We start from the raw sequence: 25,025 nt of genomic DNA on the forward strand, positions 1-25,025 counted from the left end.
GCAAGGCGGCCTATCTGAGATAGCGGAACGTTCGGGGAAATGGAATGGATCAGCTGAGCAAACAGGCGATGAAATATTGGCCGAAACTGGCCGAGCAAATGGGCATTGTGGGTGGCGCGTGGCAGATATCGCCATTGGCGCACCGCAAGGATGAGCGTGTGACGATGGTGGCGCTTAAGCTTGTGGGGGCCGACGGCCGTGCGCTGGTGCTAAAGCAGCAGGTCAAGCCGGTCGACCCCGATGGCTTTGCCCAAGCTATGCAGGGGCACATGGCGGCCCAGGAGGTCTTTGCGAGCGGGGTGCCGGAGCTGTTTGCCGTCGACCTTGAAGCGCAGGCCTGTGTGATGGCGTTTGTCTCTGGTGCGCCTTTGGCGACGCTGCTCGAAGATGCCACGATTGAAGAACAGGCCGAGATTATGCGCAAAGCCGGTCAATGGTTGGGCGAGTTTCACCAAGCTACTTTGGGCGCTCCACGGGTTTTTCAGCCAAAATATACGCTCAACTATTTGCGCGAAGTGATCCAAGAGGTGAAAGATCAAAAGCGTCAAGTCATTGACCCAAGGCGTTTTTTAACCTGTGCCGAGGCATTGTCAGGGCGGCAAACTCTCTTTGAAGGGCGCAAAACGGCGGGTGCGCAAACCCATGGCGATCTGCACATGCGCAACGTGTTGGTCGGCGAGAGCGTTCACGGAATCGACTTTTCAGCGTCCCGAGAGGTGCCCGTTGGGCATGACATCGGGCGGTTGCTGTCTGACTACGCGATACTGCGCGCGCCGCACCATGAGATACGCCCCGGTGAGGTCATCCCGATTTTGGTACGCAATGCGTTTTTCCAAGGATATGGCTTGGTTGGTCCCGAAGATCCGTCCGTGCAATTGTTGATGCGGCATCGGGTATTGGCGGAATGGTGGGGCTTGCCCGCGCAACAAGACCAGCGAAGCGTTGCGCAGGAAATGCGTTGGCAGGGTATTAAGTCACTCTCAGATAAGGTTTTTCCCGGCCGTTAAAGGCAGTTAAACGCAAGCCAATGCCCAACAAAAAGGGCCCCGCCAGATGGCGAGGCCCAAAATAGACGTGACAAAAGCTTAGATGCTTTCGTTGATCCAGCTTTGCAAAGCAGCCTTAGGGGCGGCACCTGCGCGGTTGGAAATTGGCGCGCCGTCTTTGAAGATGAACAGCGCCGGAATACCGCGCACGCCCATGGCGGCGGCGGTGTTTGGGTTGTTGTCTACGTCAACTTTGACGATTTTGACCTTGTCGCCGTATTCAGCGGACAATTCTTCCAGAGCGGGGCCGATTTGTTTGCATGGGCCACACCATTCGGCCCAGAAATCCACCACAACGGGGACATCTGAATTTTTAACTTCTGCATCGAAGGTAGCGTCGGTGACAGCGACGGTGGCCATGGGTCTCTCCTTGGATTTAGACGCCCGAAGCGGCGCCTGTCAGGTAGCGGAACCTAGGTAGGGTCGGGGCCGACGTCAAGGTGTGGAAGTGCGACCAAGTGCTTGTGTCACGAGATCGTGGGGTAGCGGCATGTAGTGGTTTGAGGCGGTCCAAAGCAACCCGGTTTCCACCTCATGATCTGGGAAAATCTCGGTCAAAGCAGCGGCATAGGCGCCCATTTGGCGCAGCAACCCTTCGGGTGTTTGGCCTGGGGTTTCGGGCACTATTCGGTTGGATTTAAAATCGACAGCGATGACTTTTTTATCACGCACAAGCAGCCTGTCGATGATCCCGTGGATTCGCCCAATGCCAGGAATTTCAGCAGAGATCGGAACCTCGGCCAAGGTCCCGGATGCAAAGAAGTGCGATAGATTCGGGGAGCTGAGGACCGAGAGCGCCTCGGACAAGATTGAGGGCAATATGTCCGAAACACCGCTTGTTTGGTAGAGATTGCCCTGCTGCTCCAACAGCAGTTTTCCCTGCGCGTCACGCAGCTCGGCAGGCAATGGTGCCAGATGTTCGAGTAGGAAATGCAAAATGGTGCCGCGGGTTTTGGCGATCTCTTCGGTGTCTCCGCGGGCACCGGGAAGGGCCTTGGCACCGCCAAGATCAGAGGGTGAGCGGGTTTCCTCATCCGTTGTGACGGCGGGCGCTGGCCTGTCAAAAACCGCTGGTAAATCTGGCTTGGAGATGACCGGTTTTTCGCTGCGGGTCAGGGTCAGATCGGACCAATCTGTTGTGCCGATTTGCCGGCCTGTGCCGCCACCATAGTCGCCAAACTGATAGTCGACATCAACCGCGCCAGAGGCCTCCATCCCGCGTTGCACCTGTTTGTACCAAACGTCTTCGCCTTTGCCCAAATCACCGGAGGCCGCGACGACCAGCCATTTTTCGGCTCGGGTCAGACCGACATAGAGCAACCGGTCACGCTCCTGGCGCTCCTTTTCCTGACGCGCTTCGATGGCATCGCGGTGTCGGGCGGGGCGGTCAGCGGCGCTTTGCTTCCACAACGCCCCGTGTTCATCGGTCAAAACCGCATCGCGCAGATCACGGCGGGGCGCGGCGCAGTCGGGGAGGATAACAATCGGGGCCTCAAGCCCTTTGGACCCATGGACCGTCATCACACGCAGGGTTTCACCGGCGCTGTCTGGCGCGCGCTTGATCTCAAGATTGTCGCTCTGCGCCCATTGCAAGAACCCGGTTAAGGACGGAACGGCGGATTGCTCATAGCTTAGGGCCTGACCTAACAGAGCGTTGACACCGTCTTCGGCCTCGGGACCAAGGCGGCCGATCAGACGGCGGCGGCCAATATGGCGGGTCAGGATTCGATCTATCAAATCATAGGGGCGCAAAAAGTCGGTTTGGCCGCGCATGTCATCGAGAATGGCCATGGTGTCGGGGAATTCATCGCGCCGATCGCGCAGGCTTTCCCAGAGATATTTTTGCCCGCGCCGATGGGCAAGATCAAAGAGCTGTTGCTCGGAAAACCCAAACAAAGGCGAGCGTAGAGCCGTGGCAAGGGCAAGGTCGTCTTCGGGCGTGGCAAGGTAGTTGAGCAAGGCCAAAATATCGCGCACCGCCAGTTCGGACATGACCTTGAGCCGATCAGACCCGGCAATGGGCAGGCCTTCTTGTTTACAGGCGCGGATGATTTCCTTGAACAAACGGGAGCGCCCACGCACGAGGATCAGAAAATCACCGGCATGAACAGGGCGCGCTTCGTAATCGCCACTAAAGCCCTTTTCGATTGGCAAAGGGGTTTCGGCTTCGATGGTGGTGCGAATAAAATGGGCGATGCGTTTGGCCAAAATCACCGAGTGATGGGTGCTTCCGATACGGTCGAGCGGCTCAAACCACGCGCCATCGGGGTCTTCTTTGATCTCTTCGACCAGCGGCCAGAGATCAACACGGCCCGGCATCCGATCTTTGAACGCAACGTGTTTTTGATCAGGGGTAAAGCCAGACGGAATCGCTCCATCAAAGGTATTGTCAGCCAGCCGTAAAATCGGTTCGGCCGAGCGAAAACTATGTTCCAGGATCATAGATTGCAGCGGGGCATCGGTGGCAAGAAGGCGCTGTTTAAAATCGTCGCGCATGCGGTCAAATTCAGAGGGATCAGCCCCTTGGAAGGAATAGATCGACTGCTTTTTGTCCCCAACCACAAAAATGGTGCGGCGCACATCGGTGCGGGCACCTTCGCCGCTGGTGAATTCCTGGGCGAGGCGTTCGATGACCTGCCATTGCACCGGGCTGGTGTCTTGGGCCTCGTCGACGAGGATATGATCAATGCCGCCATCGAGACGATAAAGAACCCAGGCCGCCACCGCAGGATCCGAGAGCAAATCACGAGCGCGGGTGATGAGATCGTCGAAATCAAGCCAGCCGCGCCGGGTCTTTTCAGCCTCGTAAGCGGGGAGGAAGCTTTGAGCGAAATTATGCAAAGCGATGTCGCGCTGGGCGGCGGCAAGAGCAAGACGTTTGTCGCGGGCATCCTCGACACGGCGCATCAAATCTTCGAGCTGATCCATACGTGGGAGCAGCACGCCTTCGCGGACGGCTTTGGTCGGAAAACTGCCTATTTTTGCGGTGAAGGGGGCCTTGGCGGAGGCACCGGTGAGCAGGGTTGTTTCCAAAACCTTTAGGGCACCAAGGCCCGTTTCGGTTATGGCCGCCAGCTTGATCGCGGCTTTTTCGTTGTTGCCGCCGGTGGGCATGAGGGCCGAGATGACGGTCGCCAGCAGCTCCATCTCGTTTCCGAGAAAGACGCTTGAGAGCAGAGCATCGACTGTCAGGTCAGGCGGGAGATCATAGGCGGTGCGAATGTTTTCCGGGCTGCACGCACCTGAAAATGCTTCGCGGTGACGGCAGAGTTCAGCGGTCAGCGTTTCGGTATCATCACCCGAAATAAACGGCACAATCCCCTGAACCAAATGCGCCTGAGGGCCATCTGACATGCGATCCAAGATTTCGGCACGGAGCAATTCGGCGGACCGGTCTTCCATTTCCTTGAACTGCGGGCTGACGCGGGCTTCGAGCGGGAAGCGACGCAAAAGTGAGGCGCAAAAGGAATGAATGGTTTGAATCCGCAACCCGCCGGGGGTTTCAATCGCGCGGGCAAAGAGCGTGCGGGCATCGCGTAGAAAGTCGTCTGAAAGGGTCGTTTCGACACCTAAGTTGTTCAATTCGTGACGCAATTTTTCGTCATTGAGCATGGCCCACCCACCAAGCCGTTTGAACAAACGGTTCTGCATTTCGGTCGCAGCGGCTTTGGTATAGGTCAGGCACAAAATATGCTCAGGCAAGACCCCATCCAGCAAGAGCCGCGCCACCCGATCGGTCAAAACGCGGGTTTTACCAGAGCCCGCATTGGCGGCGAGCCAAGTGGAATTGCCGGGATGGGCGGCGTCGACCTGACGCTGTGTGGCAAGATCGCGGATCATGTCAGCACCTCGTTCGTTGGCTCATCTGTGACGTCCCATTCGCCAAATCGCGACAGGTGATCGTAATCGGCAATGTCGGTGTCTTTCATCAGGGCGCGCCGGGCGGTAAAGCCTTTTTCAGCATCCAGATAGGTGCGGATCAGCTGTGAGAATTCTTCCCAAACCTTGTCGGTGTTGAGATCTTCGGATGGGGCCGAGACTTCCTTTGGGGCGCCGGGTTTGAGCGAAATGAAGGTCGCGCGTTCGACAAAACGGGGGTCGAGACCGTCAAAGCCGCCTTTGACCAACATCATCGCCTCAAGCAACAGTTGTTTGTCGAAATGCTCTTGTTCTTTGGGCGTTGGGGCCGCTCCGGTTTTATAATCGTAAATATGCGCGCCGCCCCGGTCGTCGATGTCGATCCGGTCGGCAGTGCCTTTGAGCGTGAACCCAAGATCGGCGATCTCGGCCTTGCCACGTACTTCGTATCTGGCAGGGCGGGCGGTGGATTGGCGGTCGTGTTCGGTTTCCACAAACCAATCGGCGATTTGCGCCATGCGCGACAGCCATAACTGGCGAATGGTTGGAAATGGCACCTCGTCGGGGTTGCCGATCAGCTCTTGGGCTTTGGCGTTTAGGGCCTCGGGCGTCATGAGCGACGGGTCACTGGTGCCGGTTTTGACGAATTGCTCCAAAACTTCATGTAAAAGGATGCCGCGCATCAAGGCGTCGGGTGCACGCATAAGCGGATCGAGGGCGCGTAATCGCAAGCTGTGGCGGGCGTAGATCGCATAGGGATCCCGGACCAAGCGCTTGATTTCCGTAACAGAAAGCTGGCGCGGGCGGGCTTCGATGGGCGGGGCGGGCGACGGGCGGGTGGCAGGCGGGCTTGGCAGAGGCGTTTCGGCGACTTGCGCCAATGCCAGCCAATGAACGCCGCGTGCGCGCATCGCCTTGAGCGCGTCGGGCCCATTGCGGTCCGGTAGGCCGGTCATCAAGTTGGTCAAACGGTTGATCCAGCGCGAAGGCACGGTTTCGGCCTCATCCGATTTGACCGACCGGGTCAGCCAGACCTCTTTGGCGGCGGCGGCCTGTTGGAAGTCATGCGCCGACAACCCAATGCGCCGTTCGGGCAGCAATAGACCCGCATCGGCCCTCATTTTGCGGTTAAGCCACGGGTCAGACCCAGGCAATTCCGGCCAGCTACCTTCGTTCAATCCGGCAAGGATGAGCAGATCGGCCCCCATCACGCGGGCCTCAAGCGTGCCCCAGATCAAGATGTGGGGATGTGGCTTGTCGCGGTCGCGTACCTCGGCCTTGGCAACAATCGCGCCGAAGAGATCGTTGTAATCGCGCGCATCCATATCGGTGCCATAGGGGGCCTCGGCGCGCAGTTCCTGGACAACTTCGGTCAGTTTGCGCCCGGCATTTTCCTGCCAGAGCGTCCCGGTTCCGTCGGCCTGCGACCCAGCAGCGAGGCCTTCAGCAAGCGCAATATGATCATCCACCCAATTGGAGAGGGCGCGTTTGCCCGATGTCTGACGGTCGCAAAACTGATTGGCCACCCATGTCGCCCACGGGGTTTGATCCACGGACGCCCCCCATGCGAGGATCAATTCAGCGCGCGGAAAGGGCCACCCCTTTTTGCGGATATGCAGTTCGAGATTGCGGGTGTTTTGCAAATGCTGGCCGCGACCATCCCCTGTATGGGTCAGAGGATGTTTCAGGAGAGTCAGCAAGGCTTCGGCGCTGAGCGGGCTGGAAAACAACGCCGCCACATGGCGTAAAAACCGGCCCGGCGGGGTGAGTTGCGCAGGGACGCCGGCACTGTCATCGGGGAGAATACCCCAGCGGTCCAAAGTCGAGGTCACTTGACGGCTGAGCATGCGATCCGGCGTGATCAGCGCGGCGGTGGTCCCGTCTTCTGCGGCTTGTCGCAGGCGCAGGGCAATAGCGATGGCTTCGTCGCGCAGGGCAGGGGCTTCGACCAAGGTGATGGCGTCTGTTGCGCCACATAGATCAGGTAGATTGGGGCCTTCGCTCATCCATTGGTGGGTCACTGGAGCAGGGCGTAACGCGAGTGAAATCAAATGGTTGCGTGCGGAATCGGGCGGCGGCGTTTGCTCCCAAAGCGCGACATCGTCGGGGGTAAGATCAAGCTGATGCATCAGCTTTGCAAACCGGAACTGCGGATGATCTTCGCCTGACAGGGGTTCATCGAGACGGTCCCACACCGCGGCAGGCATGTCGAAATCGAAGCCGGGGAGGATCACCGCGCCCTGAGGCAAGCGCGACACGGCGCGCATGAATTCCGCCGTGGTGCCGCGCGACCCGGTCGAGCCTGCGACAATTATAGGGTGTTGTGGCGGGGCGTCTTGCCACTGTGCGATCCGCATTTGCATCGCGAGGCGATTGAAGGCGGGTTTGTCAGGGGTGCCTTCGGCGTCGAAATAGTGTTGGACGATGTTAAGAAAGCTTAACGCACGTTGCCAATGGCCGGATTGATCGCTGACATCAAGATTGGCGATGGCATCAGGCGGCACGCCCTCGCCCTGCATCTCTTCCATCAAGCTCGAAAGGCTGTCGGCGAGATCAAAAAGTGCGCTTCGGGGGGCGAGATCGGGCTGGGAATCCAGCAGTTTTGAAACCAGCCCCGTGAGTTCGAGACGGCGACGCAGGCCTGGCTCTGGGCGGGGGAGCTGTGCCTTGGTCAGCGGGTCAGCAAGATCGGTGACCAGCCGGATTTGCGGAAGGAGGCTTGCCGATCCGGTGTCAAAAATACTGCGCAACCGACGGGCCATGCGTTCTGTACTGACATATAATTCAGTCTGCGCGAGATCGAGCTGAGAGGTCGCGCGCTGTTGCAGCCCCAAGACCAGCGATTGCGCAAAATCAACACCCGGTGGGAGGGCGAACAAACGGGGGCCAGAACCATTAAACACGCGCCAACATCTCCTCGGCCAAAGTGATGCCGTCTGGGTGGCCAACATCGCACCATTTTCCAGGATAAGTTAACCCGAACAAGCGCTTGTCTGCTGCCATTTGGTTCCAGAGAACATTGAGAGAAAAGACGGTTTCCTGGATATGAGCGAGACCACCGGTTTTGATGATTTGGGCACCGGTGTACACAAGATCACCTTTGCGGTGCAGCCGACCTTGGGGGTCGAGCGTAAAATCCCCACCGCCCTTGCGACCGATGGCATTTTGAAGCGGAACACAGAGCAAAAGCGCGTCCATTTCATCGGGGTTCCAAGCGGATTTGAGCAGCTCCAACCCGTTGGGACCAGCCCAAACTGCATCGGTGTTGAGAGTGAAAACAGGCCTGGTGCCAAGCCGGGGAAGCGCATTTTTGAGGCCGCCGCCAGTATCGAGAACGTCGGGATGTTCGAGAGAGACATCAAGAGATTTGCCTTGGGCGTAGGTTTCGATTTGATCGGCGTGATAATGGGCGTTGACGACGCGGGTCGGCACGTTTTCGGCTTGGATCAAGGCGTGTTCGAGCAGGGGTTTTCCCGCAACCGGGATGAGAGGCTTGGGGCGGGATTTGGTTAACGGACCCATGCGGGTGCCAAACCCTGCGGCAAACAGCATTACTGAGTTGGGCATGGGGTTTTTAACCTTTGAAGAATGTCGGCGCTGGGCGCGGGAAGGGCGCTGTCTAGGATCGATTTGATCGGGGCCAGAACAGGGTGCTGCAGATCGGTTTGCAAATGGTGCCAAACGCGCGGGATCATGTCGATATATTGCGGTTTTCCACGGGTTGCCGCCAGACGGGCAAAGACGCCGAGGATGCGCAAGTTACGCTGGGCGCCCAGCACGAAAAGCGAGGTGCGAAAGGCGGTTTCCTCGACGGACGCGTGCTGCAGGTAATGGGCGATACAGGCCTCGGATGTGGCTGGGCTGACGTCACGGCGGGCATCTTGGATTAACGACACGAGATCATAGGCCGGATGGCCGACAAGGGCATCCTGAAAATCAAGAAGGCCCGCGCGGGCGGGGCCGTCGCGATTGGGGAGCCAAAGGATGTTTTCGGCGTGATAATCGCGTAAAATCATGATGTTCTGGGCGGGCGCATAGCTCTCCAGAATCGGCGTAAAGGTTTGAATAGTTGCGTCTTTCGCATCGGATTCTTTGCAGCCAGCGCCATTCGCATAGCAATCAAACGCGACATCGATCATCTGCGCCAGAACGTCCGGTGAGGCGGTCGGAATATCTGCCGGGGCGGGATGTTGGTGCAGTTCTACCAGCGCATCAACGGCCGCAAGATAGAGCGGTTTTTCCTGCTGCGGTGCGGTGGATAACCGGGCGATGAGGCCATCGCCAAGGTCTTCAATCAGCAATAACCCCGGCGCTTGGGCATAGATTTTAGGAGCGCTAAGGCCCAGATCAAGCAGGTGATTTGACAGCCTTGCAAACAGCGCGACATCGCCGTCTGGATCTTCCATCAAAATCGCAGAGTCACCGTTTTGAGTGAGCCTTTTATAGCGCCGTGATGAGGCATCGCCGGCCAATGGAGTTTGAGTGGCTTGCCCCCAACCGGCCTGGTCCAAAAAGGCGGTCATGACGTCAGTCCATTGACCACATCGGTCCAACGCGGATCCGACCATGTGTAGATGAGGTCGCGCCGATCGTCTTGGTGGCTGTCGATCAGATGGAGGTGTAAGGCGTTTGGCGGTGTAAGGTCGGCAAGCTTGTCAGGCCATTCGACCAAGCAAATCGCGCTTTCAAATGCGTCGGTTAACCCAAGTTCCACACAGTCGTCAGCCGAGCCAATACGGTACAAATCGGTGTGCCAGACTTCGCCTTTTGGCGTGTCGTAAACCTGGACGAGAGTGAAGGTCGGAGAGGGGACATCTTCGGGCACATCCTGAAGCGATTGGATCAGACTGCGAGCGAAATGGGTTTTGCCCGCGCCGATCCCGCCTTCGAGCAAAAGAACATCGCCCGGCTTGAGGTGCTCAGCCATGGACTGGGCGGTTTTGGCCGTGGCGTCAGGAGAAGAAAGCGTGCTGCGGATGTGATGCGTGGTCATGGCGCGAAGATACCGTGCCCACACCTCGCTGCAAGGGAGATCAGCTGTTGGCGAGCTGGGAAATATTTTGAGCGGGGATGGCCTGCTGGTGGCTTGAGAATTTAACCATGGTTGCCCCGGCGGCGACGGGTTCAACGTGGCACTGAATTGCTTCGCCATTGGTTAAGGTCAGATCAACGGTCCAGGCGCTGCGATCCCTCAACGTCAGCACAAAATCCCGCAATTCAGACCAAATCGGGCTGGGGGTACAGGCGGCCTGCCAATCCTTGGTGGCATCCACAATGGTGACCTCAGCAAAGGCGCTGTCGGGGTCGCATTTCCACTGTGTCCGATAGGCGGAGTTGCTAAAGGTTAACACACCAAGCCGCGAGAAAACGGCGACAGAGTCTTCAAAACAATCAATTACGGATTGAGTAAGCTCGAGTTCAGACCGGAATCGTCGGGTCAGCGAAATTTCGGCACTGATGTCTTCGATCAAAAACGCGACGGCCCCGTCAGGATGCGGTCGTCCGGTGATTTTATAGGTCAGGCCCGATGGCAGGGTCCAGGTTTCGCAATAACGATCTTCGCGCGCGGCGGAGACGACGTTGGTTAATTTCTCTTTCCAAGTTGAGTAATTCTTGGGCTCGGGCATCATGCGATTTTCGCGCATGTGGTCAAAGAAACTAAGAAGATTTGGCTTGGAGCTTAGGAAATCCACCGGCAAATGGGTGAGGTCAACAAGCGCGGGATTGAACAAAACCAAGCGTCGCTCACGATCAAAAACCGCAAGGCCAATGGGCAAATGCGCAAAGGTCTTTGTCAGTGTCTGGACGAAATTGCGCTGGGCCATTTCCGCTTCGACAAGATTGTCGATACTGCAGGCAAAATGCATCCAGCCAAAATTGTAAGGTCGCGAACTGACTTCGTACCACCGGCGGCTGCCGTCGCCACAAGGCAGGCTCACCCGCGAAGAGCGCGGGCTGTTAGTCGTCGGGGGGGCAAGTTCAAATGGGCAATCGCGGCCAACAGTGTTGCCGGTGTCGGTGCAAATTTGCGCGTAAGCAGGGTTATGCCAAACCACTTCGCCCTTTTGATCCATCTCCCAAATTGGATTGGGCGATGTTTCAATGGCGGCTTCAAGCTTTTGATTTCTGGCGTCTTTTCGTCGGTATTCGAACGCCTTTTCAGAGGACAACGGTTTGCTATGGACCTCAAGCCGAGCGACGTCTTTGTTTTTGGTTAAGGTTAATGTTGTTTCGGTGTCATTCTCGGCGATGAAGTTCGACACGCCAGCTGGAATAACGTCGGGGAGATCGGGGAATTGATCAGACAAAGCTTCCTTGATCTCTGTCCAAGATGTGCCTTTTAGCTGGGTCTGCTCAAGGATATCAGATGCGCTCTCGGTGCTGTCGATGACAACATTTTCTTTGAAAAGGATCGCGATTTGAGGAGTGATAAGTCCGAACGTGGGTGTCGTTTTGGGCTTGAACTTGTACCATGACAGAATGGCAAATCCTGCCAACACGGCCAATCCTGCGCCGATCCCGACACCTATTGCCACAACTTCGTTCACGTTCTCCTGCCTTTCAAAAACTATTAACTCAACCTAGTTAATCAACACTGGTTAACAGTGGGTTAAGCGCGAGCCAGAATGTAGCACGCAATCTGTGGTTGAGTCAAGCTTTGAACGGTTGGTTTTCTCCAACACCGACGCCTTGAAGCGTTGGGGGCGGAACAATGAGGGCGCGCGGCCATACAACCTCGACAATTGCGCCCTTTCGATCGCCTGTGTTGCGGTCAGATTGATAGGGATCAGAGGCATTGGCAAAGCTGAGCTCGGCCCCGGTTCTTTCTAAGAGCGTTTTGGCGATAAATAGCCCCAAACCCATACCCTCATACTCCGGGCGCGCCTTTTTCTCAGAGTCACCCCGTCTGCGACGCACAAACGGATCGCCAATTCGTCCGATCAAATGCGGGGGAAAACCGCGCCCATCATCGAATATTCGAATGGAGATGACATCCTCGGTCCAAAGCGCTTCGACCCAGACAGAGGTGCGGGCAAAATCAACCGCGTTCTGGATCAGATTGCGCAACCCATGGATGATTTCCGGGCGTCTAAGTATCTGGGGTTGGGCGTTTTCACCCCCTGGACCGGGGCCATCTTCGATTAATATTTCTTTGCCGCGGTCTTGATGTGGCTCAGCCGCTTCGCGAATGACTTCGATTAGCGGAGCTTGGCGCATATGCAGATCATCTTTGCCCGCGCGCCCCATGGATCGAAGGATATCCCGGCAGCGGTCGGCCTGTTCGCGGATTAATTCCGCATCTTCCCTCAGCTCTGGTTTGTCCTCAAGCTCATCCACCAACTCGGAGGAGGTCAATTTAATTGTGGCCAGGGGGGTGCCCAACTCATGCGCAGCCGCGGCGACAACCCCGCCGAGATCATTGAGCTTTTGAGCACGAGAAAGCGCCATTTGCGTCGCGGCCAAGGCATCAGACATGGAGTGCATTTCAAGCGTAATTCTCCGCGAATACAAAGAGATAAACAACAGCGCAATGCAGATCGCGATCCATTGGCCAAAGACAAAGATATCAGGAATCCGCAGAATAAACCCATCTTCTGTCCGCAAGGGCAGGTGGAAATTGGCCATGAGCGTCACAAAAATCAGCGCTGTCGATCCCAAAATGAGTGTTGAGCGGAGCGTCAAAACCGATGCAGACACAGTGACAGGGCCCAAAACCAGCAATGAAAACGGGTTGTTTAACCCGCCCGTCAAATAGAGCAAGAAACAAAGTTGCAGCAGGTCAAACATGACCATGAGGAAGTTTTCAGTCTCGCTCAGGCGTTTGTTTTCTGGGAAAACAAAGATCGCGATCAGATTGCCAACAATCGAAACGCCAATCGCCAGATAGCACAGCCCCAATTCAAGCTGCAGATTGTACATCCTCTGCGCCACGGTGATCGCGGTGATCTGTCCGACAATCGCAACCCATCGCAGCAAGATCATCGTCCGCAGCCGAATCCAATTGCTGCGTTGGTCTTCGCTGATCAGGCCGAGTTCACTTTGTGTCATGTGCGTCCTTTCCCCTCTTGCATGGGGTGATCCAAGTGTTACCTGTGCCCAAGCTTGATTGAAAGGGAGAGAGCCATGTCGCGTCTGGCCGCCATATCCGCCTCTGTTGCCGTTGTCGCATTGATCGGGGTGACAGCCTACATGACATTGGGCGACTCTTCTGATGATCCGTTTGAGCAGTGCCGAACCGGTGCCGTTGCTGGCGGCGGGGCCACAATCGGCGGGCCGTTCACTTTGGTTAACGCCAAGGGCGACACAGTCACCGATACAGACGTGATCACAGAACCGTCGTTGGTCTATTTCGGCTATACGTTTTGCCCTGACGTTTGCCCGTTCGACACGGCGCGCAATTCAGAAGCCGTTGATCTTCTCGCTGAGCGGGGGATCAGCGCAACACCGATCTTTATCTCAATCGACCCGGAACGTGATACACCGGAAGCGGTGGGTGATTTTGCTTTCAACAACCACGAAAAGATGATTGGCCTGACGGGAACACCCGAGCAAGTCAAAGCGGCGTCCAAGGCGTACCGCACCTATTACAAAGCGCAGCCCGCCGAGGATGAATATTATCTGGTGGACCATTCGACCTTTACATATCTGGTGTTGCCGGAGGTCGGATTTGTCGAATTCTTCCGCCGCGAAACCACCCCGGAACAGATGGCAGATCAGGTCGCCTGTTTTGCCCAAGCGGCAGCAAAGTGACAAACCGGGTTTGACCATGCCAGATTGCGCATATAATACTTGGTGTTATTGGCGGGATTACGTCCGGGGAGGATAAGCATTTGGCAGAACGCAGCATCGAGGAACTCGGCGACGATAGATCTCTGCTACTTGTGGATGATGACGAACCCTTTTTGCGGCGATTGGCCAAAGCAATGGAAAAGCGCGGATTTGAGGTTGAGACGGCTGGATCCGTTGCAGCCGGTTCCGCCGTCGCCACAGCCCGCCCCCCGGCCTATGCAGTCGTCGATTTACGACTTGAGGATGGCAATGGTCTGGATGTTGTCGAAGTGCTGCGCGAAAAACGCCCCGACAGCCGTGTCGTGGTTTTGACAGGATATGGCGCGATTGCCACGGCGGTTGCTGCGGTCAAAATCGGTGCGACAGATTATCTTTCCAAACCTGCCGATGCCACTGACATCATGAATGCTTTGCTGGCCAAGGGCGATGACTTGCCGCCACCGCCAGAAAACCCGATGAGCGCGGATCGCGTGCGTTGGGAGCATATTCAACGGGTCTATGAACTGTGTGATCGCAACGTGTCGGAAACAGCGCGTCGGTTGAACATGCATCGTCGGACATTGCAGCGCATTTTGGCAAAACGCAGCCCGCGTTAAAGCGTAAATTTACGACAGATCGCACCGGGCCGGGTTTGGTAGACTTGGAACCCCATTGCTCCGTAATAGGCTTGGCCTTCGTCATTCCTATCGGCGATGGTTGCGTCTATCGCCGGGATTTTCGCGGCCTTGGCAGCGGTCAGTGTTTGTTGAAACAGGCCTCGCCCGATCCCACGGCCGCCCATGCCTTCGGCGACATATGACCCAATGATGCCCCATCCCGGTGTGACCCCATATTCGTTGTTTTCCACAGCCAAACGAAGGGATTGAAACCCGACGACTCTCTCCTGATCGAGTGCGACTGTGCACATCAGACTGTCACGGTGTTCGATATAATGGGCCAAAATGTGGTCAACGGAATAGGGTCTTGGACTATCCCATCGCTGCAAAATAGCATGTAAAAGCTGGCTCATACCAAGGGCATGGCCAGCGTTCGCGGTTTGAAAAACGATTGTCATGGCGTGAAACTAATACGTACAAGCCGAGAGGCAAGTCGATTAGAGCAAAGAGATCTGAGCCCGAGCCGATACGGCTTCTTCTTCCAGCTTGTTGGTCTCGGCGATGTACCAATCAATACCGGTTTGGCCTTGCGACTGGGCGGCAACCAACGCTTCTTTTGCTTGTCGTGCCTGTCCGGCACTCAGCGTCAGGGCTTGGGCCAATTCGCTCCGAACGGTGCGGATTTCCGATAGGCGCGCATCATATGCGGCCTGAGTCGTGGCACCATGTGTCAGGTCTGCCTTAAGCTGAGCGATCTCGGCATCTTGTTTTGCCATTAGGTTGGACACGCCACCCGCGACAACTTCCATCTGGTCGTTGGTTTTGCGCAGGCTTGGCAAAATACGGTTCAGTTCGACGAGCTCAACACGTCGATTCACCTGGGCCTTGCCAGCGGCGTTGCCCGCAACGCCACCCAAAACACCACCAACCAAAGCGGCCTGAGCGCATTTCGCTTTGGAGCCGCCAACGACCGCCAAACCGCAGCCCGCAACGGCACCAATTGCGGCGCCCTTGAACGTGGTTTTGCGCACCAAATCCTTGGACATGCGATCCAAGGCATGCGCTTGATTGGTTAACAGGCGTTCCTGATCAGATTGAACCGCAGGTAGAACATCGCGGTTCATAGACGACGCAAATGGCGTTTTGGTCTGGGCGCAACCGGCAATTGTCAAAACAAGTAGGGCGGCAAAGGCTGATTTCAGGCGAAACACAGGCGGTCTCCAATGGTGAGAGGCAGGGGAAATTCCCTTGTTGCCGTGTTTATGTCCGTCAATTGGGGCGAGATTGTGGAGAATTTGTTTCCAATGGGAGGAAAATTAACCTTTTAACGCTGATTGCAAAACATAGCGTTTGAGAATCTTGTCGACCGATTGCCCATCCGCCAAGGCCACACCCTTTTTGGTGCCGTAATCTTCAAATCCACGGCTTTGATAATAGGCGAGGCCACCATGGTTGTCGGCCCGGATATTGGCATTGATCCACGCATAGCCAAGCTGATGCGCGGCCGCTTTGGTTTTTTCGAAGAGCTTGGATCCGATGCCCATTTTGACTTTGCCAACCTTGGCAAAGGTGGCGATATCAACGGCTTGGGCGGGTAAGTCATCTTGGGGTGTGATAAGCTGAAACCCCAAAATGTCGCCTTTGTCATCCTCGGCGACATGCCACGCCGAGACCTCGGAATGGGTGGCCATCCAATCCTGAATGTCTTTGGCTGTGACGTGTTCCGTCAAAGCGGTCGTCCCGCCTTGGGCAATGATTTCATTCAATAATTCAGCCATCTGGCGGGTGTCTAAGACCCCGGCCCTTCGAACGGTTATCATGGCATTTGCCTAAGCAGAGCGTCATGGCGCGCGGTGAAATCCTGGCGGGCTTCGACCGGGGGGCGGAGACGAATATGCAGATCGGCGATGATGTCGAGGTTGGGGGCACCAAACAGTTTGTCCGCTTCTTCGCGGGTGAACCCGGCGATTTCAACCGCCTCCATCCATGCGCTGATCCGATCGGCGTTTTTGATCAGTTTTTTCAACCGAACCGGGGTCGCCGAACGCAGGCCAAACCGAATGTGAATGGCGGCGGTCAGGCGTTTGTCGAGCTCTTCGTAATCGGGGCCAACGGCGGCTTTGACGGGTGAGATCATGTCGCCAATCACATATTCGGGCGCATCGTGAAGCAGCGCGGTGAGCCGTTCTGCGGGCGTGGCTTTGGGGTGAATACGGCCAAAAAGCTCTTCGACCAACAGCGAATGTTCGGCGACGGAATAGGCAAAATCACCTTTTGTTTGCCCGTTCCAGCGCGCGACAAACGCAAGGCCATGGGCAATATCTTCGATCTCGATGTCAACCGGGGTCGGATCCAAGAGATCCAGTCGACGACCAGATAACATGCGTTGCCATGCCCGCGTTTGCTTTGTTGCCATTTCGCCACCCTCATCTTGTCGTGCTGCGACATTGCCGCCTAGCCTAAACCTTTGGGATCACATGCCGCCAACCAACACGAGACGACACGCATTTGGGTTTATGGCCGATCTGGTCCCATAACTGAACCGAGGGGGACACGGTCTTCTCCCGGCGTGCCCTCTTCTTTACCAAAGCAATAGAAAAGGCGCATGTCATGTTCAAGCGTCTGATAAAGTCGGCCCTTGATTTTTGGGACGACCGCAATGGCCCCGCACGGAACCAGGCGTTTTGAGGTCAAACCTGGTCAAACCGAAGAGGGCATTCCACGCCAGGTTTCTGATTTTGTAAGCCGAGAATTAGCCTTTATGACAGAAGTGTGAATAGCTCGCTTTGCAAGTTTATCCGCGTTGCTTGCGGGTCTTGGGAATGATAGGTCCGTCGCCAACCGACCAATCAACCGGAGATAGGCGCATGGCCGCAGATTACATTGTCAAAGACATTTCGCTGGCTGAGTTCGGCCGCAAAGAGCTCGACATTGCCGAAACCGAAATGCCGGGCCTGATGGCTCTGCGCGATGAATTTGGCGAAGCCAAGCCGCTGAGCGGATCGCGGATTGTTGGCTCATTGCACATGACCATCCAAACCGCAGTGTTGATTGAAACGCTTGTCGCCTTGGGTGCCGATGTGCGCTGGGCGTCGTGCAATATCTTTTCGACACAGGACCATGCCGCGGCTGCGATTGCCGAGGCAGGCGTTCCGGTCTTTGCAATCAAGGGGCAAAGCCTTGAAGAGCATTGGGATTATTTGGATAAATCGTTCATGTTCCCTGAGGGTGCCAACCTGATCCTGGACGATGGCGGCGACGCGACGCTGTATGTGTTGCTTGGCGCACGGGTCGAAGCCGGTGAGGTCGACTTGATCGAAGTCCCGACATCCGAAGAAGAGGAAGTGATCTTTAAGCAGATCAAAAAGCGGATGGCGGCGACCCCAGGCTGGTTCACCAAAACGCGCGAAGCGATCCTCGGTGTGTCGGAAGAAACCACCACAGGTGTGCACCGCCTCTATGACCTTGCGAAAAACGGTCAGCTGCCCTTCCCGGCAATCAACGTAAACGACAGCGTGACCAAGTCGAAATTCGACAACAAATACGGCTGTAAAGAATCGCTGGTCGACGGTATTCGCCGCGCCACTGACACGATGATGGCCGGCAAAGTGGCCGTTGTTTGCGGCTATGGCGATGTTGGCAAAGGCTCTGCTGCGTCTCTGTCGGGTGCCGGCGCGCGTGTCAAAGTGACCGAGGCCGATCCGATTTGCGCCTTGCAGGCCGCGATGGATGGGTTTGAGGTTGTTCTGCTCGAAGATGTGGTCGACAGCGCCGATGTCTTCATCACAACAACCGGCAACAAAGACGTCATCCGCATCGAGCATATGCGCGAGATGAAGAACATGGCGATCGTCGGCAACATTGGTCATTTCGACAACGAAATTCAGGTTGCCTCGCTCAAGAACCACAAGTGGACCAACATCAAAGATCAGGTCGACATGATCGAAATGCCGTCTGGCAACAAGATCATCCTGCTGTCCGAGGGGCGTTTGCTCAACCTTGGGAATGCGACAGGCCATCCATCCTTTGTGATGTCCGCCAGCTTTACCAATCAGGTGTTGGCGCAGATGGAGCTTTGGACAAATGGCGATGAATACCAGCCCGGTGTTTTCATCCTGCCAAAGCATTTGGACGAGAAGGTCGCACGCCTGCATTTGGGCCGTATCGGCGTCAAGCTGACAACGCTCTCAGACGAGCAAGCGGCTTACATCGGCGTCAAGCCAGAAGGCCCGTTCAAGCCTGAACATTACCGCTACTAAGCATTTGGGGCGGGCGTCTTGCCCGTCTCTTCAGGGCCAAGGTGAGAGACAATTGTGTCGATCAGTTTGGCCCTTTTCACTGGTTTTGCCAGAAAACCGTTCATACCCGAGGCGTGGCAGGCTTTGCGATCTTCCGGCATTGCATTTGCTGTCAACGCTAAGATCGGCGTATTGCCCGCGCTCTGGTTTTCTTCAATTCTTCGAATGATTTGCGTCGCCTCGTGCCCGTTCATTTCTGGCATGGCAATGTCCATCAAAACGAGATCGGGGTGCAAGCTTTCAAACATCTCAACGGCTTCTAGACCGTTGTTGGCCAGGTTGATCTTTACACCGGTGGTTTTGAGAAGTTTTTGGACGATCAGTTGATTGGTCAAATTGTCTTCTGCCAACAAAATTTGAATGTCTGACAAGTCGGGATCGTTGTGATTGACATTGGGTTTCTGCTCAATCGAAATTGCGGTTTTCGGATGGATCACCCTCCTGAGAATTGTCGTAAATTCCCTTAGGTTCACAGGTTTTCGAACAGATCCAGCGAAGCCCCGATCTTTAATGTCGCTGGCAGACAGGCACTGGGCGGCATGTTGCATGTAAATGCACGGGAAATCCGATTCCGGGCCCAGGGTTTTTATCAATGCCTCGCACTGTGCATCTTGCAATTCACTGTCCAGGAGACAGGCATCCGGTTTTATCCCTTGGTCACGTAATGTTTTCAGCCTTTGAACAGCATCCTTACCGCCTGAGCAGGAGACGGGCACAGCCCCCAACCGCTGCAAAGTCTTGCACAAGGATCGGTTCAAGCTTGGCCTGTCAGCGACAACCAAAACCTGTTTGCCGGTCAAGGCGCTGTGAGATTCGGCCCAGAATTCTTTACTGTCACGCGAACATTCAAGTGCCTTGAGTGGCAGGCAGATTTCGAATTCAGACCCCTTCCCAAGGTCAGACACCACGGACAGGCTTCCGTTCATAAGTTTGATCAGTTCGATTGTAATCGTTAGCCCAAGGCCGACACCGTCGAATTGCCGGGTGACCCCATTGTCAATTTGCGCAAAGGCTTCGAAAACCCGATCCAGTTGATCTTCGGCCAAACCGACGCCGGTATCGGACACGCAGATGGAAACGTCACCGTTGTCAGTTCGGCCCAGGGTCATGTTGACATGCCCGACCATCGTGAATTTGGCAGCGTTCCCCACGACGTTGAGCAGACATTGCCGAATACGCGCGGCATCCCCTTCAAAACAAAGGGTATCTGGCATGTCACTATCAATCGTTATCTCAATTGATTTGGCGGAGAGTTCCGGCGCACAAATGGCGGCAACATCTTCGCAGAGTTCACGCAAATTGAACGGCGCAGTGATCAGTTCCATTTTGCCCGAGTCGATTTTGGAGAAATCAAGAACGTCATTAATGATGCGCACAAGAGCATTGGAGCTTTGGGAGATTGTTCCCACAATCGAGCTTTGTTCAGGGCTCAAATCTGAACGCTCCAACAGGTCAAACATCCCAATAATGCCGTTCATCGGGGTCCGAAGTTCATGGCTCATCTGAGTTAAGAAAGCCGATTTGGCCTGTTCTGCGGTTTCGGCGCGGCGGCGTTCCTTGTTCAAATGTACGACCATGTTTCTCATGCGGAACCAAAGCGTTAGGACGAAGCCAAATGGAATAACCATTGCGGCAATGATCAACAAACCAACGGTGAGTATCAGTGCGGCGAACAGCGACCGCACGTCTGTCGCGGCCTCGCTGACATCAAGGTAGGCTTCGAAAACACCGATGAGCTGACCGTCCAATACAATAGGAATGTAGGCCTCTGCGTAGTGATCGGGGGCGTTAATATCATGTTGTCCATCACATATTTCGGTCGAGGGTTCACCGGTCGCCAGAACATGATTGAGGTGCGCATTGGTGCCGTCGTGATCATGATGCAAATGCGGCGCGACTTCGCCATCCCCTGATTCCAGAACCAGATGACCATGCGTGTTGTAAATTTTGAACCGAAAAACGTCGGACGAGTTCCGATAACTTGCAAACCTGGTTTGGTCCGCGGCGGAAAGGGGGGTGCCATTGATCCAGGACTGAAGCTTATCTTCTTCGATAGATAAAAACCGAAACCACATTTCTGCGGATTGCTGGGCCCGAGCCGTCATCTCACCCTTTGCAATGGACAAACTTGCCCGACTTCCCAGCCAAAGGCACAAGGAAAGCGCGGCGAAGGATACCAGAAAGACAGAGACAGTGCGTCGCATAGAGACAGTTACCTATTGGGCTTCTGTCGTTGTTAACGAAACATTCTTAATGGTCGTTGAAGCGCATCGATGGATTATCAATTTCGCGGTAAAAACTTTTTGCAATTTGTCTTTATCTAATACGGATGTGCATCAAGGTCCCCCGCGCCCGTTTGTAGGTAGGCGCGGGGAACTGTGCTTTAGAGGTCTTCGCCGAACCCAAAGGTTTCAGTGACATAATCAATGTCTTTGTCACCGCGACCGGACAGGTTGATCAAGATCGATTTGCCCGGATTTTTGGGCGCTTCGCGTTGGGCAAAAGCGACGGCATGGGCGCTTTCGAGTGCGGGAATAATGCCTTCGTGACGGCTCAGATCGTAGAAGGCTTTGAGCGCCTCTTTGTCATTTGCAGCGGTGTAATTGGCTTTGCCGGTGCGATAAAGATGCGCGTGTTCGGGCCCGACGCCGGGGTAATCAAGGCCGGAAGCGACGGTATGAACAGGCGCTGGTTCGCCGGATTCGTCCTTGAGAACCATGGTGCGGAAACCGTGAATATCGCCGTCTTCTCCGTAGGTTATGGTAGCGGCATGTTCGCCGAGCTTGGACGATGTGCCAAGCGGTTCAACGCCATAAAGCTGGACGTCATCATCAATAAAGCCCGCAAACAAGCCCATCGCATTAGACCCTCCGCCAACACAGGCGGCGACAATGTCAGGAAGCTCACCCGTCATTTCCATGAATTGCTCACGCGCTTCTATGCCGACGATATGCTGAAAATTGCGCACCATCATTGGGAAGGGGTGCGGGCCAACGACGGACCCGATCGCAAACAGTGCCTGGTCGGCCTGCGGAACATAGGCCTGAAAGGCGCTGTCGACCGCTTCTTTGAGAGAGCGACCGCCAAAACCAACAGGCACAACCGTCGCGCCAAGAAGTTTCATGCGGGTGACGTTGGGCGCTTCTTTTTCGATGTCGATCTCACCCATGTGGATCTCACATTCCATACCGAAATAGGCGGCCGCAGTGGCCAAGGCGACGCCGTGTTGACCGGCCCCGGTTTCGGCCATCAGCTTGGTTTTACCCATATGTTTGGCAAGCAACGCCTCGGCCATACAGTGGTTTAGCTTGTGCGCGCCGGTGTGGTTGAGGTCTTCGCGCTTGGCATAAATCTGGGCACCGCCGGCCAAGTTGGACAGGTTTTTCAGATGCGAAACAGGTGTTGGGCGGCCCTGAAAATGCTTGCGGATATAGCGCAGGTCGCGAATGAACTCCGACGATTTGGAGATCTTGTCATAGGCTTCACGAATTTCCTTGAAATGCGGCTCTAGCGGGGGTGGCAATTGTGCCCCGCCGTAGTCGCCAAAAAAACCGTCCTGGTTCGGTGTGTTCTTTAAATAAGACGTCATTTTGTGCCTCCCTCAAATCTGTGTCTTGTGTGCGTCTGGGGCAATACTGCGCAGGACGGCAGGCCGAACAAGCCGCGTTTTGGTCGCAGGGGGCGCGCATCGTGCAAGACAGCAAAAAGCCCTGCCAAAATGACAGGGCTGATCACGAGACATTTTTTGGGGATTTACGCAGGAATGCGCAGCACCTGACCGGGGTAGATTTTGTCAGGGTCGCTCAGCATGGGCTTGTTTGCCTCAAAAATCTCGGTGTAGCGGGCACCATTGCCAAGCGCTTTTTCCGCGACTTTCCAAAGGCTGTCGCCCTTTTCCACAGTGTGGAATTTTGGTTCTTCGCCGCCAAGGTTGTCTTCGACCTTGGTCACGCCGTCGACATTGCCCACTGCAAGGATGACTTTTTCCTTGGTTTCCTGATCGACATCGCCGGAGACGGTCACTGTTTCGCCGTCGACTTTGATCTCAACATTGTCGGCATCCAGACCAAGATCGGCGACTTCTTTTTTGAGATCGTCCGCTGTGGGGGCAACTGCGGCGACTTTCTTGCCACCTCTGAAAAAGTCAAAAAGACCCATAACCGTGTTCTCCTAATTGGTTAGCGGCTTTGTAGCGGTCGCATTGGGCGGCTTACAGGGGAAATTCGCGCCGGGTTGGTCATGCACTGGGGGCGTTACGCGGTGAGAGTGGACACAAACCCGTCGCGTAAGACGGCCGGATCATAGGCTTTGCGCGCAAAGACCTCGCGTAGCATAGGTTCAAAATGCTCTAGTGGCAGCATGTCGTAATCAGGGTCAAAGGAGGATTGATCCCAGCGCTCGCAAAAGGCGGCGCAATTGGCAAAACATGGATGATCTTTGAACTGATCGCGGGCGTTTTCATCCCAGTTATAGTGGTGCGCATAATACAGCATCTGAAAAATGCCGTGATGTTCGACCACCCAAGCCACATCCCAGCGCACAAATGGCCGGATCACTTCGGCGCTGAAACGGTCATGGTTTTGCGGCGCAAGGCCATCACCGATGTCATGCAACAACGCGCCAATGATCCAATCGATATCCGCGCCATCATTCTGGGCGCGGGTTGCGGCCTGGAGCCCGTGTTGCAAACGGTTGATCTTGTACCCTTCAAGCGAGGCAGACCCCTGTCGGCGCAATTCGTCGAGAATGCGATCTGCGGTCAGGTTCAGGTAGGGTTTTTCAAGCTCCTGCAAGAGCAGGTATTCTTCCTTTGTGCCGTCTTTCATCTGGGTGAAAGAGACTGTTTTTTTGTCCATGCCAGTGCCCCTTGTTTGGGTCAGGGTATCAGGGTTGGCCAAGGGCTGCTTGTTTTGTTGCGACCCGGTGATGGCGTAGATTGACCGGTGGGAAACCTGCGCGCTTTTCCCATTACAACGGCGCTTGGGATGATTACCCTTGATTCGGTGGGGCTTTGCAGCCATCAATTTAGAATATTTAGGGCAGAACGCCGGAAGACGAGGGAGTTACCAATGGGCAAGCGTGACGAGCTGATCGCAAAATACGCCGATGATCTGAAAAACAAATGCGGCATGGAGCCAGATATGGACCTGCTGACCAAAGTGACCATCGGTTGCGGGCCAGCGATCTATAACGACGATGCGTCAACGGTTGCCGGGTCTCAGGAATCGGAGCTGGAAACTGTAAAAAACAATTTCCTGATCAAGAAGCTGGGCCTTGCTGATGGTCCTGAGCTGATGGAAGCAATCAATCAAGCGATTGAAACATACGGAAAATCCGAGCGGAACAAATACCGCGCGGTGTTCTACTATCTGTTGGTCAAGCAGTTCGGAAAAGAGTCGGTTTACGGCTAATCTGACGTTTTTACGACTGCCTAAGGCCTCCGATGCTCGGGGGCCTTTTTCGTTTGGAGCGCTGCGATGATCAAAACGGCCTGCCATTGCGGCGCTGTTCAACTTGAATTCGATGACACGCCTGAATTTGCGGTGTCCTGCAATTGTTCGATTTGTCACCGGCTTGGGGCGCACTGGATTTATGCACAGACGTCGAATGTCACCATTCAGGGGCAGACGCAGGCCTATGCGCATGGGGATAAAAACATCGCATTTCATAGGTGTCAGACTTGCGGATGCACAACCCATTGGTCCAATTTGAATGACCCGAAAGAGGGGCGCATGGCGGTGAACATCCGGCTCGCGGATCGCGATTTAGCCTCCAAAATTCCGCTGCGGTTATTTGATGGCGCTGAGAGTTGGACGTTTTTGGATTGAACGCGGTTAACAGTTTCCATGCATAATTGCTTGAAATTGCAGATATTCGGAGTTTGCCAGAAAGCTGTGGCGCGGCTATGGTGATAAAGAACCGGCTAGAAGGCTGGGACCAAGATTCAGCTACACGTGTGGTGCGTAGGGAGCACGTGGGTGAGCGGAGGGTTCCGGTATGCTGGAATCCTCCGTACTTTTTTAAAACAGCGTCAAAACCAAGCCCATGACCGCGCAGGCAATTGTCGCATAGCCGCCATCAATCAGAGTGAGTTTGATGGGACGGCCGACATAGGCGTTGTTGATACCGATCCATGGGCTGATGAAAAACAGACCAATACCGAGCCCGGCAACAAGGCCTTTGCCCAGTGTGTCGATGTTGGCCAGTTCAAAAACATGGCGCATCATGCCCGCGACAATCAACTGAAGCAAAAATGTTGAGACATAGAGCATTGGGTTTGCGGCATTGGCGGGTTGTCCGTCGTCTCCGCGCTCTACACCTGATGCGTCCATCCATGGCTTGGACAATTTCATATAATACGCAGCGCCAACCGCAAAAGAGGCGACGGCTGCCACTAAGACATTGATGACTTCGAGCATTCTGCCCTCCTGTTCGTC

Annotated in this window: 23 protein-coding genes; 6 read left to right on the forward strand and 17 right to left on the reverse strand. The window is 55.4% G+C overall.

The genetic code is table 11. The annotated features are described in order from the left end of the window. The first annotated feature begins 44 nt into the window (after positions 1–44). The gene (locus tag ACRBB0_RS03380) at positions 45–1,007 is read left to right on the forward strand and encodes an aminoglycoside phosphotransferase family protein (RefSeq protein WP_431372986.1); all 963 of its coding nucleotides are present in this window, start codon (positions 45–47) and stop codon (positions 1,005–1,007) included. 78 nt (positions 1,008–1,085) lie between these two features. On the opposite strand, the gene trxA is transcribed toward ACRBB0_RS03380, so the two are convergent. From trxA to regB, 8 genes are all read right to left on the reverse strand, one after another. Further along, entirely contained in the window at positions 1,086–1,406 is a 321-nt protein-coding gene (trxA, locus tag ACRBB0_RS03385) for a thioredoxin (RefSeq protein ID WP_431372987.1), read from the reverse strand. 75 nt (positions 1,407–1,481) lie between these two features. After that, complete coding sequence (gene addA / locus ACRBB0_RS03390) at positions 1,482–4,886, reverse strand: double-strand break repair helicase AddA (protein WP_431372988.1); 3,405 nt, start codon at positions 4,884–4,886, stop codon at positions 1,482–1,484. Then, positions 4,883–7,807: a double-strand break repair protein AddB gene (addB, locus tag ACRBB0_RS03395; protein ID WP_431372989.1), complete on the reverse strand. Its 2,925-nt coding sequence runs from the start codon at positions 7,805–7,807 to the stop codon at positions 4,883–4,885. The genes addA and addB overlap by 4 nt, the downstream gene beginning before the upstream one ends. After that, complete coding sequence (locus ACRBB0_RS03400; protein WP_431372990.1) at positions 7,800–8,471, reverse strand: nucleotidyltransferase family protein; 672 nt, start codon at positions 8,469–8,471, stop codon at positions 7,800–7,802. The genes addB and ACRBB0_RS03400 overlap by 8 nt, the downstream gene beginning before the upstream one ends. Further along, on the reverse strand, positions 8,456–9,427 hold the full coding sequence (locus ACRBB0_RS03405) for an aminoglycoside phosphotransferase family protein (RefSeq protein WP_431372991.1): 972 nt from the start codon (positions 9,425–9,427) through the stop codon (positions 8,456–8,458). The genes ACRBB0_RS03400 and ACRBB0_RS03405 overlap by 16 nt, the downstream gene beginning before the upstream one ends. Further along, the gene (gene tsaE / locus ACRBB0_RS03410) at positions 9,424–9,897 is read right to left on the reverse strand and encodes a tRNA (adenosine(37)-N6)-threonylcarbamoyltransferase complex ATPase subunit type 1 TsaE (RefSeq protein ID WP_431372992.1); all 474 of its coding nucleotides are present in this window, start codon (positions 9,895–9,897) and stop codon (positions 9,424–9,426) included. The genes ACRBB0_RS03405 and tsaE overlap by 4 nt, the downstream gene beginning before the upstream one ends. Positions 9,898–9,937: 40 nt before the next feature. Next, the gene (locus tag ACRBB0_RS03415) at positions 9,938–11,452 is read right to left on the reverse strand and encodes a PAS-domain containing protein (protein WP_431372993.1); all 1,515 of its coding nucleotides are present in this window, start codon (positions 11,450–11,452) and stop codon (positions 9,938–9,940) included. Between the two features lie 103 nt (positions 11,453–11,555). Next, a complete protein-coding gene (regB, locus tag ACRBB0_RS03420; protein ID WP_431372994.1) occupies positions 11,556–12,953 on the reverse strand; it encodes a sensor histidine kinase RegB in 1,398 nt (465 codons plus the stop codon). 75 nt (positions 12,954–13,028) lie between these two features. Between regB and ACRBB0_RS03425 the strand changes: the two genes are divergently transcribed. Both ACRBB0_RS03425 and ACRBB0_RS03430 read left to right on the forward strand, forming a co-directional pair. Beyond that, entirely contained in the window at positions 13,029–13,655 is a 627-nt protein-coding gene (locus ACRBB0_RS03425) for an SCO family protein (protein WP_431372995.1), read from the forward strand. 80 nt (positions 13,656–13,735) lie between these two features. Beyond that, a complete protein-coding gene (locus ACRBB0_RS03430; protein ID WP_431372996.1) occupies positions 13,736–14,290 on the forward strand; it encodes an ActR/PrrA/RegA family redox response regulator transcription factor in 555 nt (184 codons plus the stop codon). Here ACRBB0_RS03430 and ACRBB0_RS03435 read toward each other — a convergent pair. The 4 genes from ACRBB0_RS03435 to ACRBB0_RS03450 all read right to left on the reverse strand — a co-directional run bounded on the left by ACRBB0_RS03435 (position 14,287) and on the right by ACRBB0_RS03450 (position 16,706). Beyond that, positions 14,287–14,748: a GNAT family N-acetyltransferase gene (locus ACRBB0_RS03435; protein ID WP_431372997.1), complete on the reverse strand. Its 462-nt coding sequence runs from the start codon at positions 14,746–14,748 to the stop codon at positions 14,287–14,289. The genes ACRBB0_RS03430 and ACRBB0_RS03435 overlap by 4 nt on opposite strands. 39 nt (positions 14,749–14,787) lie before the next feature. Continuing rightward, entirely contained in the window at positions 14,788–15,501 is a 714-nt protein-coding gene (locus ACRBB0_RS03440; protein WP_431372998.1) for a hypothetical protein, read from the reverse strand. A gap of 105 nt (positions 15,502–15,606) precedes the next feature. Further along, positions 15,607–16,110 (reverse strand): N-acetyltransferase family protein, encoded by a 504-nt coding sequence (locus ACRBB0_RS03445; protein ID WP_431372999.1) that lies wholly within the window; start codon positions 16,108–16,110, stop codon positions 15,607–15,609. Continuing rightward, a complete protein-coding gene (locus ACRBB0_RS03450) occupies positions 16,107–16,706 on the reverse strand; it encodes a hypothetical protein (RefSeq protein ID WP_431373000.1) in 600 nt (199 codons plus the stop codon). The genes ACRBB0_RS03445 and ACRBB0_RS03450 overlap by 4 nt, the downstream gene beginning before the upstream one ends. A 451-nt stretch (positions 16,707–17,157) precedes the next feature. On the opposite strand from ACRBB0_RS03450, the gene ahcY reads away from it, so the two are divergent. Then, positions 17,158–18,549, forward strand: a complete 1,392-nt coding sequence (ahcY, locus tag ACRBB0_RS03455) for an adenosylhomocysteinase (protein WP_431373001.1) — start codon at positions 17,158–17,160, stop codon at positions 18,547–18,549. Here ahcY and ACRBB0_RS03460 read toward each other — a convergent pair. The 4 genes from ACRBB0_RS03460 to ACRBB0_RS03475 form a co-directional block, all read right to left on the reverse strand. After that, the gene (locus ACRBB0_RS03460; protein ID WP_431373002.1) at positions 18,546–20,714 is read right to left on the reverse strand and encodes a response regulator; all 2,169 of its coding nucleotides are present in this window, start codon (positions 20,712–20,714) and stop codon (positions 18,546–18,548) included. The two genes, ahcY and ACRBB0_RS03460, sit on opposite strands and share 4 nt — an antisense overlap. A gap of 257 nt (positions 20,715–20,971) precedes the next feature. Then, positions 20,972–22,177, reverse strand: a complete 1,206-nt coding sequence (gene trpB, locus ACRBB0_RS03465; RefSeq protein WP_431373003.1) for a tryptophan synthase subunit beta — start codon at positions 22,175–22,177, stop codon at positions 20,972–20,974. A gap of 164 nt (positions 22,178–22,341) precedes the next feature. Then, positions 22,342–22,746 carry a peptidoglycan-binding protein LysM gene (gene lysM, locus ACRBB0_RS03470; protein WP_431373004.1) on the reverse strand — a complete coding sequence of 135 codons (405 nt, stop codon included), beginning with the start codon at positions 22,744–22,746 and terminating at the stop codon, positions 22,342–22,344. A gap of 95 nt (positions 22,747–22,841) precedes the next feature. Next, complete coding sequence (locus ACRBB0_RS03475) at positions 22,842–23,444, reverse strand: HD domain-containing protein (protein ID WP_431373005.1); 603 nt, start codon at positions 23,442–23,444, stop codon at positions 22,842–22,844. A 213-nt stretch (positions 23,445–23,657) separates the two neighbouring features. Here ACRBB0_RS03475 and ACRBB0_RS03480 point away from each other — a divergent pair, with 213 nt between their 5' ends. Beyond that, complete coding sequence (locus ACRBB0_RS03480) at positions 23,658–23,999, forward strand: DUF2853 family protein (protein ID WP_431373006.1); 342 nt, start codon at positions 23,658–23,660, stop codon at positions 23,997–23,999. A gap of 66 nt (positions 24,000–24,065) precedes the next feature. Continuing rightward, positions 24,066–24,416, forward strand: a complete 351-nt coding sequence (locus ACRBB0_RS03485; RefSeq protein WP_431373007.1) for a GFA family protein — start codon at positions 24,066–24,068, stop codon at positions 24,414–24,416. 192 nt (positions 24,417–24,608) lie between these two features. Here the strand turns inward: ACRBB0_RS03485 and ACRBB0_RS03490 are convergent, their stop codons facing one another. Further along, on the reverse strand, positions 24,609–25,007 hold the full coding sequence (locus ACRBB0_RS03490; protein ID WP_431373008.1) for a DUF1761 domain-containing protein: 399 nt from the start codon (positions 25,005–25,007) through the stop codon (positions 24,609–24,611). Positions 25,008–25,025 lie beyond the last annotated feature (18 nt).

The organism is Pelagimonas sp. (assembly GCF_050633425.1).
Lineage (GTDB): Bacteria > Pseudomonadota > Alphaproteobacteria > Rhodobacterales > Rhodobacteraceae > Pelagimonas.

Excerpts from the sequence above, each read along its gene's own strand:
- ACRBB0_RS03380 (WP_431372986.1), top strand. The coding sequence starts at position 45 with ATGGATCAGCTGAGCAAACAGGCGATGAAATATTGGCCGAAACTGGCC.
- trxA (WP_431372987.1), bottom strand. The coding sequence starts at position 1,406 with ATGGCCACCGTCGCTGTCACCGACGCTACCTTCGATGCAGAAGTTAAA.
- addA (WP_431372988.1), bottom strand. The coding sequence starts at position 4,886 with ATGATCCGCGATCTTGCCACACAGCGTCAGGTCGACGCCGCCCATCCC.
- ACRBB0_RS03400 (WP_431372990.1), bottom strand. The coding sequence starts at position 8,471 with ATGCCCAACTCAGTAATGCTGTTTGCCGCAGGGTTTGGCACCCGCATG.
- ACRBB0_RS03405 (WP_431372991.1), bottom strand. The coding sequence starts at position 9,427 with ATGACCGCCTTTTTGGACCAGGCCGGTTGGGGGCAAGCCACTCAAACT.
- tsaE (WP_431372992.1), bottom strand. The coding sequence starts at position 9,897 with ATGACCACGCATCACATCCGCAGCACGCTTTCTTCTCCTGACGCCACG.
- regB (WP_431372994.1), bottom strand. The coding sequence starts at position 12,953 with ATGACACAAAGTGAACTCGGCCTGATCAGCGAAGACCAACGCAGCAAT.
- ACRBB0_RS03425 (WP_431372995.1), top strand. The coding sequence starts at position 13,029 with ATGTCGCGTCTGGCCGCCATATCCGCCTCTGTTGCCGTTGTCGCATTG.
- ACRBB0_RS03435 (WP_431372997.1), bottom strand. The coding sequence starts at position 14,748 with ATGACAATCGTTTTTCAAACCGCGAACGCTGGCCATGCCCTTGGTATG.
- ACRBB0_RS03445 (WP_431372999.1), bottom strand. The coding sequence starts at position 16,110 with ATGATAACCGTTCGAAGGGCCGGGGTCTTAGACACCCGCCAGATGGCT.
- ACRBB0_RS03450 (WP_431373000.1), bottom strand. The coding sequence starts at position 16,706 with ATGGCAACAAAGCAAACGCGGGCATGGCAACGCATGTTATCTGGTCGT.
- ahcY (WP_431373001.1), top strand. The coding sequence starts at position 17,158 with ATGGCCGCAGATTACATTGTCAAAGACATTTCGCTGGCTGAGTTCGGC.
- trpB (WP_431373003.1), bottom strand. The coding sequence starts at position 22,177 with ATGACGTCTTATTTAAAGAACACACCGAACCAGGACGGTTTTTTTGGC.
- lysM (WP_431373004.1), bottom strand. The coding sequence starts at position 22,746 with ATGGGTCTTTTTGACTTTTTCAGAGGTGGCAAGAAAGTCGCCGCAGTT.
- ACRBB0_RS03475 (WP_431373005.1), bottom strand. The coding sequence starts at position 23,444 with ATGGACAAAAAAACAGTCTCTTTCACCCAGATGAAAGACGGCACAAAG.
- ACRBB0_RS03480 (WP_431373006.1), top strand. The coding sequence starts at position 23,658 with ATGGGCAAGCGTGACGAGCTGATCGCAAAATACGCCGATGATCTGAAA.
- ACRBB0_RS03485 (WP_431373007.1), top strand. The coding sequence starts at position 24,066 with ATGATCAAAACGGCCTGCCATTGCGGCGCTGTTCAACTTGAATTCGAT.
- ACRBB0_RS03490 (WP_431373008.1), bottom strand. The coding sequence starts at position 25,007 with ATGCTCGAAGTCATCAATGTCTTAGTGGCAGCCGTCGCCTCTTTTGCG.